This window comes from Paracoccus sp. SSK6 (assembly GCF_039770665.1).
Lineage (GTDB): Bacteria > Pseudomonadota > Alphaproteobacteria > Rhodobacterales > Rhodobacteraceae > Paracoccus.
Window position 1 is genome coordinate 269,183 of sequence record NZ_JBDPNJ010000001.1, and the last position, 13,183, is coordinate 282,365.

15 protein-coding genes are annotated in these 13,183 nt (G+C 66.3%); 8 read left to right on the forward strand and 7 right to left on the reverse strand.

Features of this window, described 5'->3' with window-relative positions; genetic code table 11:
* The first annotated feature begins 34 nt into the window (after positions 1–34).
* Positions 35–787 (forward strand): ABC transporter ATP-binding protein, encoded by a 753-nt coding sequence (locus AAIL68_RS01365; protein ID WP_347137691.1) that lies wholly within the window; start codon positions 35–37, stop codon positions 785–787.
* Here the strand turns inward: AAIL68_RS01365 and AAIL68_RS01370 are convergent, their stop codons facing one another.
* Positions 788–1,207, reverse strand: coding sequence for a DUF1801 domain-containing protein (locus AAIL68_RS01370; protein WP_347137692.1), 420 nt, complete (start codon positions 1,205–1,207; stop codon positions 788–790). It lies immediately after the preceding gene.
* A gap of 108 nt (positions 1,208–1,315) precedes the next feature.
* On the opposite strand from AAIL68_RS01370, the gene AAIL68_RS01375 reads away from it, so the two are divergent.
* The 6 genes from AAIL68_RS01375 to AAIL68_RS01400 all read left to right on the forward strand — a co-directional run bounded on the left by AAIL68_RS01375 (position 1,316) and on the right by AAIL68_RS01400 (position 6,528).
* Positions 1,316–2,374, forward strand: coding sequence for an aldo/keto reductase (locus tag AAIL68_RS01375; protein ID WP_347137693.1), 1,059 nt, complete (start codon positions 1,316–1,318; stop codon positions 2,372–2,374).
* A gap of 57 nt (positions 2,375–2,431) precedes the next feature.
* Positions 2,432–3,361, forward strand: coding sequence for a DnaJ C-terminal domain-containing protein (locus AAIL68_RS01380; protein ID WP_347137694.1), 930 nt, complete (start codon positions 2,432–2,434; stop codon positions 3,359–3,361).
* Between the two features lie 4 nt (positions 3,362–3,365).
* A complete protein-coding gene (locus AAIL68_RS01385) occupies positions 3,366–3,719 on the forward strand; it encodes a hypothetical protein (protein ID WP_347137695.1) in 354 nt (117 codons plus the stop codon).
* Positions 3,720–3,798: 79 nt separating this feature from the next.
* Positions 3,799–5,169 (forward strand): MATE family efflux transporter, encoded by a 1,371-nt coding sequence (locus AAIL68_RS01390; RefSeq protein ID WP_347137696.1) that lies wholly within the window; start codon positions 3,799–3,801, stop codon positions 5,167–5,169.
* A 28-nt stretch (positions 5,170–5,197) separates the two neighbouring features.
* The gene (locus tag AAIL68_RS01395) at positions 5,198–5,434 is read left to right on the forward strand and encodes an Lrp/AsnC ligand binding domain-containing protein (RefSeq protein WP_347137697.1); all 237 of its coding nucleotides are present in this window, start codon (positions 5,198–5,200) and stop codon (positions 5,432–5,434) included.
* Positions 5,434–6,528, forward strand: a complete 1,095-nt coding sequence (locus tag AAIL68_RS01400) for a pyridoxal phosphate-dependent aminotransferase (RefSeq protein WP_347137698.1) — start codon at positions 5,434–5,436, stop codon at positions 6,526–6,528. Before AAIL68_RS01395 ends, AAIL68_RS01400 begins: the two co-directional genes overlap by 1 nt.
* 72 nt (positions 6,529–6,600) lie before the next feature.
* Here AAIL68_RS01400 and AAIL68_RS01405 read toward each other — a convergent pair whose 3' ends face one another.
* The 6 genes from AAIL68_RS01405 to AAIL68_RS01430 form a co-directional block, all read right to left on the reverse strand.
* On the reverse strand, positions 6,601–9,690 hold the full coding sequence (locus AAIL68_RS01405; protein WP_347137699.1) for a valine--tRNA ligase: 3,090 nt from the start codon (positions 9,688–9,690) through the stop codon (positions 6,601–6,603).
* Positions 9,691–9,780: 90 nt separating this feature from the next.
* Entirely contained in the window at positions 9,781–10,059 is a 279-nt protein-coding gene (locus AAIL68_RS01410; RefSeq protein WP_347137700.1) for a type II toxin-antitoxin system RelE/ParE family toxin, read from the reverse strand.
* The gene (locus tag AAIL68_RS01415; protein WP_347137701.1) at positions 10,056–10,238 is read right to left on the reverse strand and encodes a hypothetical protein; all 183 of its coding nucleotides are present in this window, start codon (positions 10,236–10,238) and stop codon (positions 10,056–10,058) included. Before AAIL68_RS01415 ends, AAIL68_RS01410 begins: the two co-directional genes overlap by 4 nt.
* 59 nt (positions 10,239–10,297) lie before the next feature.
* On the reverse strand, positions 10,298–10,948 hold the full coding sequence (locus AAIL68_RS01420; RefSeq protein ID WP_347137702.1) for a glutathione S-transferase family protein: 651 nt from the start codon (positions 10,946–10,948) through the stop codon (positions 10,298–10,300).
* On the reverse strand, positions 10,945–11,733 hold the full coding sequence (locus AAIL68_RS01425) for a VOC family protein (RefSeq protein ID WP_347137703.1): 789 nt from the start codon (positions 11,731–11,733) through the stop codon (positions 10,945–10,947). Before AAIL68_RS01425 ends, AAIL68_RS01420 begins: the two co-directional genes overlap by 4 nt.
* Positions 11,734–11,742: 9 nt before the next feature.
* The gene (locus AAIL68_RS01430) at positions 11,743–12,465 is read right to left on the reverse strand and encodes a DUF1428 domain-containing protein (RefSeq protein ID WP_347137704.1); all 723 of its coding nucleotides are present in this window, start codon (positions 12,463–12,465) and stop codon (positions 11,743–11,745) included.
* Positions 12,466–12,540: 75 nt separating this feature from the next.
* Here AAIL68_RS01430 and AAIL68_RS01435 point away from each other — a divergent pair, with 75 nt between their 5' ends.
* Entirely contained in the window at positions 12,541–13,179 is a 639-nt protein-coding gene (locus AAIL68_RS01435) for a helix-turn-helix domain-containing protein (protein ID WP_347137705.1), read from the forward strand.
* Positions 13,180–13,183: the final 4 nt, after the last annotated feature.

Genomic DNA, 13,183 nt, shown 5'->3' on the forward strand with positions numbered 1-13,183 from the left:
TTTGCCCAAATACCCATTTGCAACGGTCTCGCCCATGCTGACGGTCGATCATCTAAACGTCTGGTTCGGCTTCGATCCCGACCGCGTGGACGCCGTGAAGGATGCCAGCTTCACCGTGGCCCAAGGCGAAAGCTTCGGCCTTGTCGGCGAATCCGGGTCGGGCAAGTCCACCATCCTGCGCGCCATCGCCGGGCTGATCGACACCTGGTCGGGCACCATCGCGGTCGCGGGCCAGCCGCTGACGGCGCGGCGCCGCGACCGGGCCTTCTACAAGACCGTGCAGATGGTCTTCCAGGATCCCTATGCCAGCCTCCATCCCCGCCATTCGGTCGATGCGGTCCTGTCGGAAACCCTGCGCCTGCAGGGCATGGACGACATCGACCGCCGCATCGCCCGCCTGCTGGACGATGTGGGCTTGGGTCGCGGCTTCCGCTTCCGCTATCCGCACCAGTTGTCGGGCGGGCAGCGCCAGCGGGTCGCCATTGCCCGCGCGCTTGCGGCTGAGCCGCGCCTGCTGCTGCTGGACGAACCGACAAGCGCGCTGGATGTCAGCGTGCAGGCGGAAATCCTGAACCTGCTGTCCGACCTGCGCGCCGAACATGGGCTGACCTATGTGATGGTCAGCCATGATCTGGCCGTGGTGGGCCACATGTGCGACCGGCTGGCCGTCATGCAGGGGGGCCGCATCGTCGAGGTGATGGATGTGCAGGCCCTGCGCCAGGGCACCGCGCGGCAGGACTATACCCGCCAGTTGATCGCGGCGTCCGAAGGTTACGCGCGGGCGTGATCACATCTTCTCGCCGGGCAGGCGGCTGGCCTGTCCCACCCAGTCGGTGAACTGCGCCTCGTCGAAGGCGCCATCCCCGGCGACATGCAGATAGCGGACCAGGGGCTGCTTCGATCCGACTGGCGGCATCGGCTGCAATTCGGCGCCTCGGAAGAAGGCGACCTTGATGTATCGGGTCATGCAATGGAAGGACAGGAACCACAGCCCCTGCTGCATCCCGTAGAACGGAGAGTTCCACTTGACCGCCTTGCAGACCCCCGGCAGCGCGGCCGTGATCAGTTCGTCCAGCCGCCGCCCGACGTCCTGCTTCCAGCCGGGCATGGCGGCGATATAGGCCCGCACCGGCGCGTCGCCATGACCTTTCGGGATCTGCGGGTTGCCCCCCGACAGAAGCACGGGTCCAGTTGTCTCCACCATCATCTCCTCCTTTCCTGCCAGGCAAGTCTGGCACAGGTGCCGACACGGTCAAAGTCTTGCGCCCTGCCGCGCCATCGCTACGGTGCGCGCGGATGGACGAAAGGATGCACCATGAAGCGCGTAACCCTGGGCGGCAGCACTGTCGAGGTCAGCGAAATCTGCCTCGGCACCATGACCTTCGGCAACCAGACGCCCGAGGCCGAGGGCCATGCCCAGATCGACCGCGCGCTGGATGCGGGCATCACTTTCCTCGACACGGCCGAGATGTATCCCGTAAACCCCGTCCGGCGAGAGACGATCGGCCTGACGGAAACCATCATCGGCAACTGGCTGGCGCGGACCGGCAAGCGTGACCGCGTGGAGATCGCCACCAAGATCACCGGCCCCAGCCAGATGGTCCGCGACAACGCGCCCTTCGATGGCGCCATCGTCATGGCCGCCATCGATGCCTCGCTGAAGCGGCTGCAGACCGACCGCATCGACCTTTACCAGATGCACTGGCCGGTGCGTGGTAGCTATGCATTCCGGCAGAACTGGACCTATGACCCCTCGAAACAGTCGAAGCAGCAGACGCTGGATCACATGGCCGATGTGCTGGGTGCGCTGTCGGATGCGCGACAGGCAGGCAAGATCCGCGCCGTGGGCCTGTCGAACGAATCCGCCTGGGGCCTGATCCGCTGGTGCGATGTGGCGGACCAGACCCAGGCCCCGCGCATGGCGGCGATCCAGAACGAATATTCGCTGCTGTATCGTCTTTTCGACACCGACCTGGCCGAGGCCGCAGTCAATGAGGACGTGACGCTGCTGTCCTATTCCCCGTTGGCCGCGGGTCTGCTGACGGGCAAGTATTCCGGCGGCGCCATGCCCGAAGGCAGCCGGGCGGCGGTGGACAAGGCCAGCGGGGGCCTGGGAAACCTGGGCGGGCGCAAGACGCCGCAAGGGGTGGCCGCGACCGAGGCTTATCACAGGCTGGCCGCCGATCATGGCTGGGACGCCATCCACATGGCCATCACCTGGCAGGTGACGCGGCCCTTCAAGGTGGTCCCGATCATCGGCGCGACCCGGATGGACCAGCTTGACCATCTGATCGCGGGCCTGGGCAAGCCGCTGCCCGACGATCTGCGCAAGGCCATCGACCGGCTGCACAGGCAGTATCCGCTGCCCTATTGATGAAACCCGGCAGCATCTTATCTTGTTGATCGTGGACGATGAAATAAGGAACAGGTGATGGCGGGCGATCCCTATGCAGCCTTGGGACTGACGAAATCGGCCTCTGACGCCGAGATCAAGAAGGCCTATCGCAGGATTGCCAAGGCCGACCATCCCGACCTGAACCCCGATCCGGCGGCGACGGCGCGCTTCAAGGCGGCAACCGCCGCCTATGACCTGCTGAAGGATCCCGAACAGCGCCGCCGCTTCGATGCCGGGGAAATCGACAACCAGGGACAGGAGCGCCCGCAGCGCCGCGCTTGGCGCGACCATGCCGAGGCGGCGGGCAATCCCTACGCGCGCAGCTATGGCTTTGATGGCGATCCCGACCTGTCGGATGTCTTCTCGGATCTGTTCGGGCGGCGCGGCGGCTTTGGCGGCTTCGGGCGGGGCGGCCAGGACGATCCGCGCGACTTCCATGTGCGGGGGCAGGATTACCGCTTTTCCTTGCAGGTCGATTTCCTGACCGCCGCGCGGGGCGGCAAGACCCGCATCACCCTGCCGGAAGGCGGCGACCTGGAGGTCACGATCCCCAAGGGCGTGCGCGACGGCCAGACCATCCGGCTGAAGGGCAAGGGCGGCCAAGGCTTGGGGCAGGGGGGCGCGGGCGACGCCTATCTGACCGTCAGCATCGCCCCCCATCCCGATTTCCGGCGCGAGGGCGACGACATCCTGCTGACCCTGCCCATCAGCATCGACGAAGCGGTGCTTGGCGGCAAGGTCGCGGCCCCGACCATTGACGGTCCGGTCAACCTGACGATCCCCAAGGGCGCCACCACGGGGCAAAAGCTGCGCCTGCGCGGGCGCGGCATCAACGGGGGCGACCAGCAGGTGGAACTGAAGGTCGTGATGCCGCCCAAGGTGGACGACGGCCTGGCCCGGTTCTTCGAGGAATGGCGCAAGGATCACGCCTATGATCCGCGCGCGGGGATGAAAGCGGGAGGGTAAGGGGATGGCCCGTCATTATTCCGAAGCCGAGGTCGTGGCGATCCTGGATGATCTGGACGCCGCACGCCTGCAATCCTTCGTGGCCGCCCATGTGGTCACGCCCGTCGTCACCCCGCAGGGCCCCGCCTTTACCGAAGGGGATGTGGCGCGGCTGCAACTGCTGTGCGACCTATCCGATTTCTATGATCTGCCGGCGGATGCGCTCTCCATGGTCATGTCGCTGATCGACCAGTTGAACACCGCGCGCGGCGACATGCGCGCGCTGATCCAGGCCGTCGCCACCGAACCCGACGAGGTGCGGGGCCGCATCCAGAAATCGGTGCGCCGGTTGCGGGTCGTGACCGTGGGCAAGGCCTGAGGCGTTTTCAACAAGCGCGGAAAACTGTCTGGCTGACTTGCAGATTGTGAAGCCTTGCGCGCTGCGCTAAGGGGCAATCATGTCCCGCTATCTTCCCCATATTGCCGCGACCCTGTCGCTGGGCCTGCCGCTGATCGGCAGCCATCTGGCGCGCATGGGCATCCATGTCAGCGACACGGTGATGCTGGGCTGGTACGGGGTCGATGCCTTGGCGGCCCTGGTCATCGCGACCTCGATGATCAATATCCTGTATTTCCTAGGCATGGGCTACGGCACCGGCGTCATGGGCCTGATCGCCACCGCCGTGACGCGCGGCGATGAAACCGAGGTCCGCCGAAGCGCGCGCATGGCGCTGTGGCTGTCGGCGATCCACGCGGTCCTGTGCCAGCCGCTGTTCTGGTTTTCCGGCCCGATCCTGCTGGCGCTTGGCCAGACGGAAACGGTGGCCGCGCTGGCGCAGGATTTCCTGCGCATCGGCGGCTGGGGCCTGCTGCCGATGCTGTGTGCGCTGGCGCTGAACTCCTATCTGGCGGCGCTTGAGCGGGCGCAGGTCGTGATGTGGGTGACGCTGGCGGGATTGCCCGTGAACATCGCGCTGATCTGGGTGCTGACCTTCGGGAACCTGGGCTTTCCCGAACTGGGCGTGCGGGGCGCCGCCATCTCCAGCGTGATCGTGCAAAGCGCGCAGCTTCTGGTGCTGGCGGCCTATGCCTGGTGGCTGCCCGCCACGCGCAAGTATCACCTGTTCCAGCGCTTCTGGAAACCGGACGGCGCGGCGATGCGGCAGGTGTTCCGCCTGGGTTGGCCCATCGGTTTGACGCTGGTGGCCGAAGGCGGGCTGTTCGTCGGATCGAACATCATGATGGGCTGGATCGGCACACAGGAACTGGCCGCGCACGGGATCGCGCTGCAGATTACCTCGATCACCTTCATGGTGCATCTGGGATTGTCGAATGCCGCGACGGTCCGCGTGGGGCAGGCCAAGGGGCGCGGCGATGCCGCCTGGATGCGCGATGCCGCCGTCACCGTGATCGGCATGTCGCTGGTCTTTGCCGCGCTTGCCATCAGCATCTACCTGCTGGCGGGCGACTGGCTTGTGCGGCTCTACCTCGACCCGACCGACGCGCGCGGGCCTGCCATCGTGGCACTTGGCGCGGCGCTGCTGGTCTATGCGGCGCTATTCCAGCTGACCGACGCCTTCCAGGTGATCGCGCTTGGCTTCCTGCGCGGGGTCCATGACACGCGGGTGCCGATGTGGATCGCGGGCTTCAGCTATTGGGTGGTGGGGATGCCCGCCGCTTACGGCTTGGCCTTCCCGCTGGGCTTTGGCCCCGCCGGGCTGTGGCTTGGCCTCTGCGTGGGGCTGACGGTGGCCGCCGCGCTGCTGATGGCGCGCTTCTGGCGCGGTCATGCGCAGGGGGTCTGGACCCGCGCCGCGCCGGCGGTCTAACCTGTCCCCGATTGCAAAGGAGGCTTTGATGCGACCCGTCTTCGTCCAGTTCCGCTGCGAGCCCGGCAAGACCTATCAGGTTGCCGAGGCCATCTATGACCGCGAGGTCGTGTCCGAGCTTTACTCGACCTCGGGCGACTACGACCTGATCGCCAAGGTCTATATCCCCGAGGACGAGGATGTCGGGCGCTTCCTGTCGGAACGCCTGTTCGACATCCCCCATATCAGCCGCACGCTGACCACGATGACCTTCCGCGCCTTCTGATGATCCGCCTTGCCCCGATCCCGGCGGGCCTGCCCGCGACCGTCCCCTTTGTCGGCCCCGAGACGCTGGAGCGGCAGTCCGGCCGCCCCTTCGCCGCCCGGCTTGGCGCGAATGAAAACGGCTTCGGCCCCAGCCCGCGCGCGGTCGCCGCGATGCAGGCGGCAGCAGGCGAGATCTGGAAATACGGCGATCCGACCAGCTTTGATCTGACCCAGGCGCTTGCCACTCATCACGGCGTCCGCCCCGAGAACATCATCGTGGGCGAAGGGATCGACGGGCTGCTGGGCCTGCTGGTCCGCCTGACGATCGCGCCGGGCGATGTCGTCGTGACCTCTGACGGGGCCTATCCGACCTTCAACTTCCACGTCACGGGCTTCGGCGGCAGCTTGGACAAGGTGCCCTACCGCAACGACGCCGAGGATCCGCAGGCCTTGGCCGACCGCGCCAGGCAGGTCGGCCCCCGGCTGGTCTATCTGGCCAATCCCGACAACCCGATGGGAAGCTGGCACGACGGCGCTGTGATTCAGGCGATGCTGGACCACCTTCCTGAGGGCACGCTGCTGGTCCTGGACGAAGCCTATGCCGAATTCGCCCCAGCAAGCGCGATCCCGAAGATCGCCGTCGACGATCCGCGCGTCATTCGGATGCGCACCTTCTCCAAGGCATACGGCATGGCGGGCGCGCGCGTGGGCTATGCCATCGGCCATCCCGACCTGATCGCGGCCTTCGACCGGGTGCGCAACCATTTCGGCATGAACCGCGCCAGCCAGATCGGGGCGCTTGCCGCCTTGGCGGATCAGGACTGGCTGGCCCATGTTGTGGCGCAGGTGTCCGCCGCCCGCGACCGCATCGCCGCCATCGGCGCGGAAAACCAACTGACCGCCCTGCCATCGGCCACCAATTTCGTCGCGCTCGACACGCACCGCGACGGAGCCTTCGCGCGGCAACTGGTCGATGCGCTGGCGGAGCAGGGCGTCTTCATCCGCATGCCCGGCGTGGCGCCGCTCAATCGCTGCATCCGCATCAGCTGCGGCCCCGACGCCGAACTGGACATCCTGGCCGAGACCCTGCCGCGCGCGCTCTCCACGCTCTGACGCTTCTTCTTTGCCCAAATACCCCCGCCGGAGGCACCTGCGATCCCCGCAGGCGCCCCCGGCAGCAAAGGCTTACATCGCCGCCAGTTGCGCCAGCGCCGCCTTCAACCGGGCGATGTCGTCATCCAGGGCAGCCAGCTTCTCGCGGGTTTCCTCGATCACCTCGGGCTCGGCATTCTCGACGAACTTCGGATTGCCAAGCCGCTTGCGCAGGCCATCCGCGTCCTTCTCGGACTTCGCCGCGGATTTCTGCAACCGCGCCGTTTCCGCTGCCACGTCGATCACGTCCCCGATGGGCAGCGCAAAGCTGGCCCCCTGCGCCGCGACCGCGATCATGCCCTTGCCCGCCGCGCCATCCACCGGCGCGTTGACCCGCGCCAGCCGCTCGATCAGCGGGCTGTTGGCGGTCAGCGCCGCACGCGCAGCATCGTCCGCCTCGGTCACGATCAGGTCCAGCTTCGCGCCTGCAGGCACGCCCATCTGGGCGCGGGCGGACCGGACCGCCTCGATCAGGGCGATCACCCAGTTCATCTGGCGATCCGCCTCGGCGTCGATCAGTTCGGCGCCATAGGTCGGCCAGTCGCCATGGACCAGCATCTTCGGCCGCTCGCCCGTCAGGGACCACAACTCCTCGGTCACGAAGGGCATGATCGGGTGCAGCAGCAGATAGCACTGGTCCAGCACCCAACCCATTGTCGCGCGGGTCTCATCTGCGTGTTCGCCGTCGAACAGCGGCTTGGCGAATTCGACATACCAGTCGCAGACCTTGCCCCAGACGAAGGCGTAAAGCCCATTCGCCGCGTCGTTGAAGCGGTATGTCGCCAGCGCCTCGTCGGTCGCCAGCCGGATCCGCGCAACCTCGCCGATGATCCAGCGGTTGACCGTGTGCTGCGGGGCAGGACGGTTACCGCCGCCGCGCACGCCGTTCATCTCGGCAAAGCGGGTGGCGTTCCAGATCTTCGTTACGAAGTTGCGTGCGCCCTCGACATGCTTCGGCCCCAGCTTGGGGTCGCGGCCCATGGCGGCCATGCCGGTCAGCGTCATGCGCAGCGCATCCGCGCCGTATTCGTCGATCAGCGACAGGGGGTCGATGACGTTGCCTTTCGACTTCGACATCTTCGCGCCCTTCTCGTCGCGCACGAGGCCGTGGACATAGACGGTGCGGAAGGGCACGTCGCCCACGACCTCGAGCTGCATCATCATCATCCGGGCAACCCAGAAGAAGATGATGTCGAAGCCCGTGACCAGCACGTCGGTCGGGAAGTATTTCTGCAATTCCGGCGTCGGCTCGGGCCAACCCAGCGTGCCGATGGGCCAGAGGCCCGAGGAGAACCAGGTGTCCAGCACGTCCGGGTCGCGCCACACCGGATAGACCAGCCGGGTCGGATCCTGGCTGAGGTTGTAATCGGCCAGACCGCGCGCGAAGGCGTCGATGGCGGCTTCGCGGTCGGCACATTCGACAATGCGGGCGATCTCCAGCGGCTGCGGCAGGGCGGCGATGGAGTCTCGGAACTGCCCGGCCACCTCGGTGAAGCTGGCTGCGGCGTGGTGGATCTCGTCGCGATGGACCAGGCCTTCCTCCAGCAGCGCGAAGATTTCCACGTCATCCAGGGCGCCGTCATGGTCATCATCGACCTGGCCTTCCAGCGACAGGTCGAGCCCATACCATACCGGGATCTGGTGCCCCCACCAAAGCTGGCGGGAAATCGTCCAGGGCTCGATGTTTTCCAGCCAGTTGAAGTAGACTTTCTTGTGCTGCTCGGGCAGGATCTCGGTGCGCCCGTCGCGCACGGCATCGAGCGCCGGGCCGACGATGCGCTTCGTGTCCACGAACCACTGGTCGGTCAGCATCGGCTCGATCACCACGCCCGAGCGATCGCCGAAAGGCTGCATGATGGGCTTTGCGTCCACCAGGGGGCGGCGTTCCAGATGCTCGGCCCCGGTTTCCTTGTCGATTTCCTTGTGCAGGAAGGTGACGGCCAGGCGTTCGGCATTGATCTGGTCGATCACCCGCTTGCGCGCCTCAAGGCGGTCCAGACCGCGCAGATCCTCGGGGACAAGGTTGACGTTGGACACGTCGCCCACATCCTCGCCCCTTGCCGCGCGGGTCGCGATGGCGGCGGACTCGGCATAGGACAGGCCATCCGTCCGCATGGCGCCCTTGGTGTCCATCAGCGCATAGAGCGGGATGTTGTTGCGCATGGCCACGCCATAGTCGTTGAAGTCATGCGCCCCGGTGATCTTGACCGCGCCGGAGCCGAAGTCGGGATCGGGGTATTCGTCGGTAATGATCGGGATCAGGCGGCGGTGTTCCTTGGGGCCCACCGGGATCTCACAGAGCTTGCCGACAATGGGAGCATAGCGCGCATCATCCGGGTGGACCGCCACCGCGCCGTCACCCAGCATGGTCTCGGGGCGCGTCGTGGCGATGCTGATGTAATCGCGGGTTTCGCGCAGCGTGACGTTCCCGTCGGCGTCGCGTTCGACGTATTCATAGGTCTCGCCGCCGGCCAGCGGGTATTTGAAATGCCACATGTGGCCGGGAACCTCGCGGTTCTCGACCTCGAGGTCGCTGATCGCGGTCTCGAAATGGGGATCCCAGTTCACCAGCCGCTTGCCGCGATAGATGATGCCCTTGTCATACAGGTCCACGAAGACCCGGATCACCGCGTCGTGGAAGTTGCCCTCCTCGCCCGCAGGCGCGCCGGGGGCGCCCGACATGGTGAAGGCGTTGCGCGACCAGTCGCAGGACGCGCCGAGCCGCCTCAGCTGGTTGATGATCGTGCCGCCGGATTCCCCTTTCCACCGCCAGATCTCGTCCGTGAAGTCCTTGCGATCCCAGTCGCGGCGCGGCGGCTTGCCCTCGGACGCGAGCTTGCGTTCCACGACCATCTGGGTCGCGATGCCCGCATGGTCCTGGCCGGGCTGCCACAGCGTATCGAAGCCCCGCATCCTGTGCCAGCGGACCAGGATGTCCTGCAGCGTGTTGTTGAAGGCATGGCCGATATGCAGGCTGCCGGTGACGTTCGGGGGCGGGATCATCACGGTGAAGGTTTCGGACCGCGAGGCGTTTGCCCCGGCGGCGAATGCGTTCGCCCGTTCCCATTCCGCGCTGATCCGCGCCTCGGCGGCCTTGGCGTCAAAGCTTTTGTCCATGCTCATGTCGGCAGATCCCCTTCGCTTGGGGAGGGATTAGCGAAAGGATGGGAAAAGGCCAAGGGATGCAGCGCGAGGCGGGGACACAGAGTCATGTCAATTGTGGCGGATGCTGCCTTGTATGGGGATGGTGATGATCTCGACGGTATCACCATGGATGCGATAATGCAGGCGATACGGCAGGCCAGAGACCACCAATGCCCGCGTCGCACCGTCTTTCCAACCGGCACCGAGTTCCGGGAAATCGCCCAGGGTTTCTGCCGCATAAAGGATGCGATCAGCCACACGGATCGCAGCCCTGGCATTGTAATAAGCGATGTAGGCTTGGATTTCGTGAAGCCGGGCCCGGCTCAGGTCCGAAAAGACGATCTTCATTCCTGGCCGAATTCCCGCCTCACATCTTCAATCGGCGTGGATCGCCCGGCGTCCAGTTCGGCAATGCCTCTGGCGATTTCGGCAGTCAGCCATTCATCATAGCCCGGTTCGGCCGGTCCATCCGAAGTTGACGGCTTCAGCCAGCATTGCGCCTGATCCTGACTATCCGCGCGCATCATCAACTTCTTTTTCTGCCGAACCAAAGATAGTCCTTGGGTCGGCGAACGGCAAGGACGGGCTACTTGCCCTGGCTGACTGCCTGCCTTTCATCCGCCGCGCGCCAATGGGCCATCTGGTCGGCCAGGGCCTTGCCGAAGGCCGGGCGCGCGGTTGCGCGTTCGACGTAAGCGGCAAGGGGATGCAACTCGTCCAGCAGCCCGTTTTGCGCCGGGATCCGCAGGATGTCGGCCATCAGCAGGTCGGCCACCGTGAAGCTGTCGCCCGTCAGCCAGTCGCGGCCGCCAAGCGCCGCCTGCAACTGGTCCAGCCGCTTGCGCAGCAGGGGTTCGCGGCGGGCGGCGCCGGCTTCGTCCTTGCCGAAGAGCTTGGGGATGACCCAGGCCATGAGAAAGGGCTCGACGCTGTTCAGCGCCGCGATCAGCCATTGCTGGACCTGCGGGCGGCGGTCGGCGGGCATCAGGTCCGTGCCCTCGGCCAGATGCAGCAGGATCGCGCCCGATTCGAACAACGTCAGGTCGCCGTCGCGGATGAAGGGCACCTGCGCGAAGGGCTGCTGCGCGATATGGTCCGGCGATTTCTCGCGCAGGGGCACCGTCTCGACCCGGTAGGGCCGCCCGAGTTCCTCCAGCAGCCAGCGGACGCGGATGTCGCGCACGAAGCCGCGCGGCATGTCGGGCACCCAGTCATAGGTGGTCAGGACCAGGGTCATGGCGTTTCCTCCAGCGGGCCGACCAGGGCGAACCATGCGCCCTGAGGATCGGCGGCGACCGCGATATGGGCGCCGCCTGGAACCTCGGTCGGGCCGTGCTGCACGGTGCCACCCGCGTCGCGGATCCGCTGGAGGGCGGGGTTGATGCCGTTGACGCCGAAATAGGCCAGCCAGCAGGGTTGCGGCGCCTGGCCCAGGCCCATCATGCCGCCGATATCGGCGCCATCATGGCTGAACAGCTGATAGGTGCCCATGGCCCCCATGTCCATCGCGGTCGATTTCCGCCAGCCGAACAGGCCCGCGTAGAAGTCGAAGCCCGCCCCTGGGTTGGTGGACATCAACTCGATCCAGTTGCCATGCCCGGCCCGTCTCTGGTCGAAGGCATCGCCGCCCGCGCCGTCCTCCATCGGCAGCGGCGCAAGGATGCCGAAGGGCGCGCCCTGCGGGTCGGCGGCGACGGCAAAGCGCCCGGTGCCGGGAATGTCGGCCGGTTCGCGGAACACCCGGCCGCCTGCCGCCTTGATGTCGGAGGCCGCGCGGTCGGCATCATCGACCCCCAGATAGATCGTCCAGGCAGGCGGCATCCCTGCCATGTCGCCCGGCATCTCCATCAACCCCGCCACCATGCCGCCATCGGCGCTGGCGAGGCGATAGGCGAAGCCCTCCATCCCGCTGTCGCCGATCTGCCAGCCAATCACCCGTGCGTAGAAATCGCCCGCGGCGTCCAGGTTGTCCTTGCTTGTCGCAAGCTCGAACCAGACGGGACGCCCGTGAACCTTGGCCATGATCGCCCCTTACGCCGTCTTGCTGTCGAAAACGGGCGTGAAGCCGCCCCAGAACATGCGCATCCCGTCGAAGGGCATCTCGGGCATCTCCATCCCGGCCATCTCGGCTTCCATCTGGCGGGCGGCGTCGTCGCAGGTTGCGCGGTCGGGCCATTCGATCCAGGAAAACAGCGGCACCTCGCCGTCCTTCGCATCCGTGGCGCGATAGAAATCGGTCTGCTTGCCATGGGGCACGTCCTCGCCCCAGCATTCGACCTGATAGGTCGCGCCCATGCGCCGGAACATGTCCGTCGCGCTGTTGGCCATGTCGATATAGGCCTGCTTCCTGTCGGCAGGTGCCGCCAGCACGAAGCCCTGCACATAGCTGCCGGGCTTGCTTTCGCCTTCTTCGACAATCGGCGCGAAGCCGCCCCAGAACATGCGGGCGCCGTCGAAGGGCATTTCCGGCATCTGGGGCAGGTCCGGGTCGCTTTCCATGCTGGCCCAGGCGGCATCGGCCGTGGCGCGGTCCGGCCATTCGACCCAGGAAAACAGCGGCACCTCACCCTCTTTCGCCTGCGTCGCGCGATAGAAGTCGGTCTGCTTGCCGGGCTTCACGTCCGTTCCCAGGCATTCGACCATGCGCCGCGCGCCGCGCTTCTGGAACCAGGGCCAACCAGCCTTGGCATGGGCGATGAACGCATTCTTGTTGGCCGCCGGAACGGCCGCGACGAAACCGGAAATATAGGTCATGAGAATCCCCTCCCTTAGGTGACAAAAGAAAGGGTGCGCGTTGCAGTATGAAAAAGCAACTGATATGATCGGACGATGAACGAGGCCCGCCAGAATCCGCGCATCCGCTATGATGAGGGATGCCTTGCCGCCCATGCGCTGAACATCGTCGGCGACCGTTGGGCGCTGCTGGTGGTGCGCGAACTGATGCTGGCGCCCAAGCGGTTCCAGGCGATCCGCCACGGCCTGCCCGGCGTGACGGCGGCGGTGCTGACGCAGCGGCTGCTGCAACTGGCCGGGGCAGGGGTGGTCGCGTATGACGCTGGACATTACAGCCTGACCCCGTCGGGCCAGGGGCTGTTGCCGGTGCTGCAGGCCATGTGCCGCTGGGGGGCGCTGCATCCGGGCCACGATCCGCGCCGCTTCATCAGTCCGTCAGCATTGGTCATCTCGATGACGGCGATGATCGGGCCTGCCGAGGGGCATCGCGCCCTTGCGGGGATGCGGATGGGGGACGAGGATTTCACCTTGCAGCTGACCGGCGACGGTGTCTTGCGGCCCCAGGCGGGGGCTGATCCGGCAGCGGATTTCGTGCTGTCGGGCAGCGGCAACAGCCTGGCGCGCGCGGTCTATGGCCCGGTGCCCCTGGCCGATCTGGCGCGGGACGGGGCGGTCGGGCTGGCGGGGGATGCCCAGGCCGCGCAGGATTTCGTAGACCTGTTCCGGCTGCGTTAGACAG

What these genes read in the sequence shown, in the direction of transcription:
- AAIL68_RS01430 (WP_347137704.1), bottom strand. Translation starts at nt 12,465, where the DNA reads ATGACCTATATTTCCGGTTTCGTCGCGGCCGTTCCGGCGGCCAACAAG.
- AAIL68_RS01385 (WP_347137695.1), top strand. Translation starts at nt 3,366, where the DNA reads ATGGCCCGTCATTATTCCGAAGCCGAGGTCGTGGCGATCCTGGATGAT.
- AAIL68_RS01435 (WP_347137705.1), top strand. Translation starts at nt 12,541, where the DNA reads ATGAACGAGGCCCGCCAGAATCCGCGCATCCGCTATGATGAGGGATGC.
- AAIL68_RS01380 (WP_347137694.1), top strand. Translation starts at nt 2,432, where the DNA reads ATGGCGGGCGATCCCTATGCAGCCTTGGGACTGACGAAATCGGCCTCT.
- AAIL68_RS01405 (WP_347137699.1), bottom strand. Translation starts at nt 9,690, where the DNA reads ATGAGCATGGACAAAAGCTTTGACGCCAAGGCCGCCGAGGCGCGGATC.
- AAIL68_RS01410 (WP_347137700.1), bottom strand. Translation starts at nt 10,059, where the DNA reads ATGAAGATCGTCTTTTCGGACCTGAGCCGGGCCCGGCTTCACGAAATC.
- AAIL68_RS01370 (WP_347137692.1), bottom strand. Translation starts at nt 1,207, where the DNA reads ATGATGGTGGAGACAACTGGACCCGTGCTTCTGTCGGGGGGCAACCCG.
- AAIL68_RS01415 (WP_347137701.1), bottom strand. Translation starts at nt 10,238, where the DNA reads ATGATGCGCGCGGATAGTCAGGATCAGGCGCAATGCTGGCTGAAGCCG.
- AAIL68_RS01425 (WP_347137703.1), bottom strand. Translation starts at nt 11,733, where the DNA reads ATGGCCAAGGTTCACGGGCGTCCCGTCTGGTTCGAGCTTGCGACAAGC.
- AAIL68_RS01420 (WP_347137702.1), bottom strand. Translation starts at nt 10,948, where the DNA reads ATGACCCTGGTCCTGACCACCTATGACTGGGTGCCCGACATGCCGCGC.
- AAIL68_RS01400 (WP_347137698.1), top strand. Translation starts at nt 5,434, where the DNA reads ATGATCCGCCTTGCCCCGATCCCGGCGGGCCTGCCCGCGACCGTCCCC.
- AAIL68_RS01365 (WP_347137691.1), top strand. Translation starts at nt 35, where the DNA reads ATGCTGACGGTCGATCATCTAAACGTCTGGTTCGGCTTCGATCCCGAC.
- AAIL68_RS01395 (WP_347137697.1), top strand. Translation starts at nt 5,198, where the DNA reads ATGCGACCCGTCTTCGTCCAGTTCCGCTGCGAGCCCGGCAAGACCTAT.
- AAIL68_RS01375 (WP_347137693.1), top strand. Translation starts at nt 1,316, where the DNA reads ATGAAGCGCGTAACCCTGGGCGGCAGCACTGTCGAGGTCAGCGAAATC.
- AAIL68_RS01390 (WP_347137696.1), top strand. Translation starts at nt 3,799, where the DNA reads ATGTCCCGCTATCTTCCCCATATTGCCGCGACCCTGTCGCTGGGCCTG.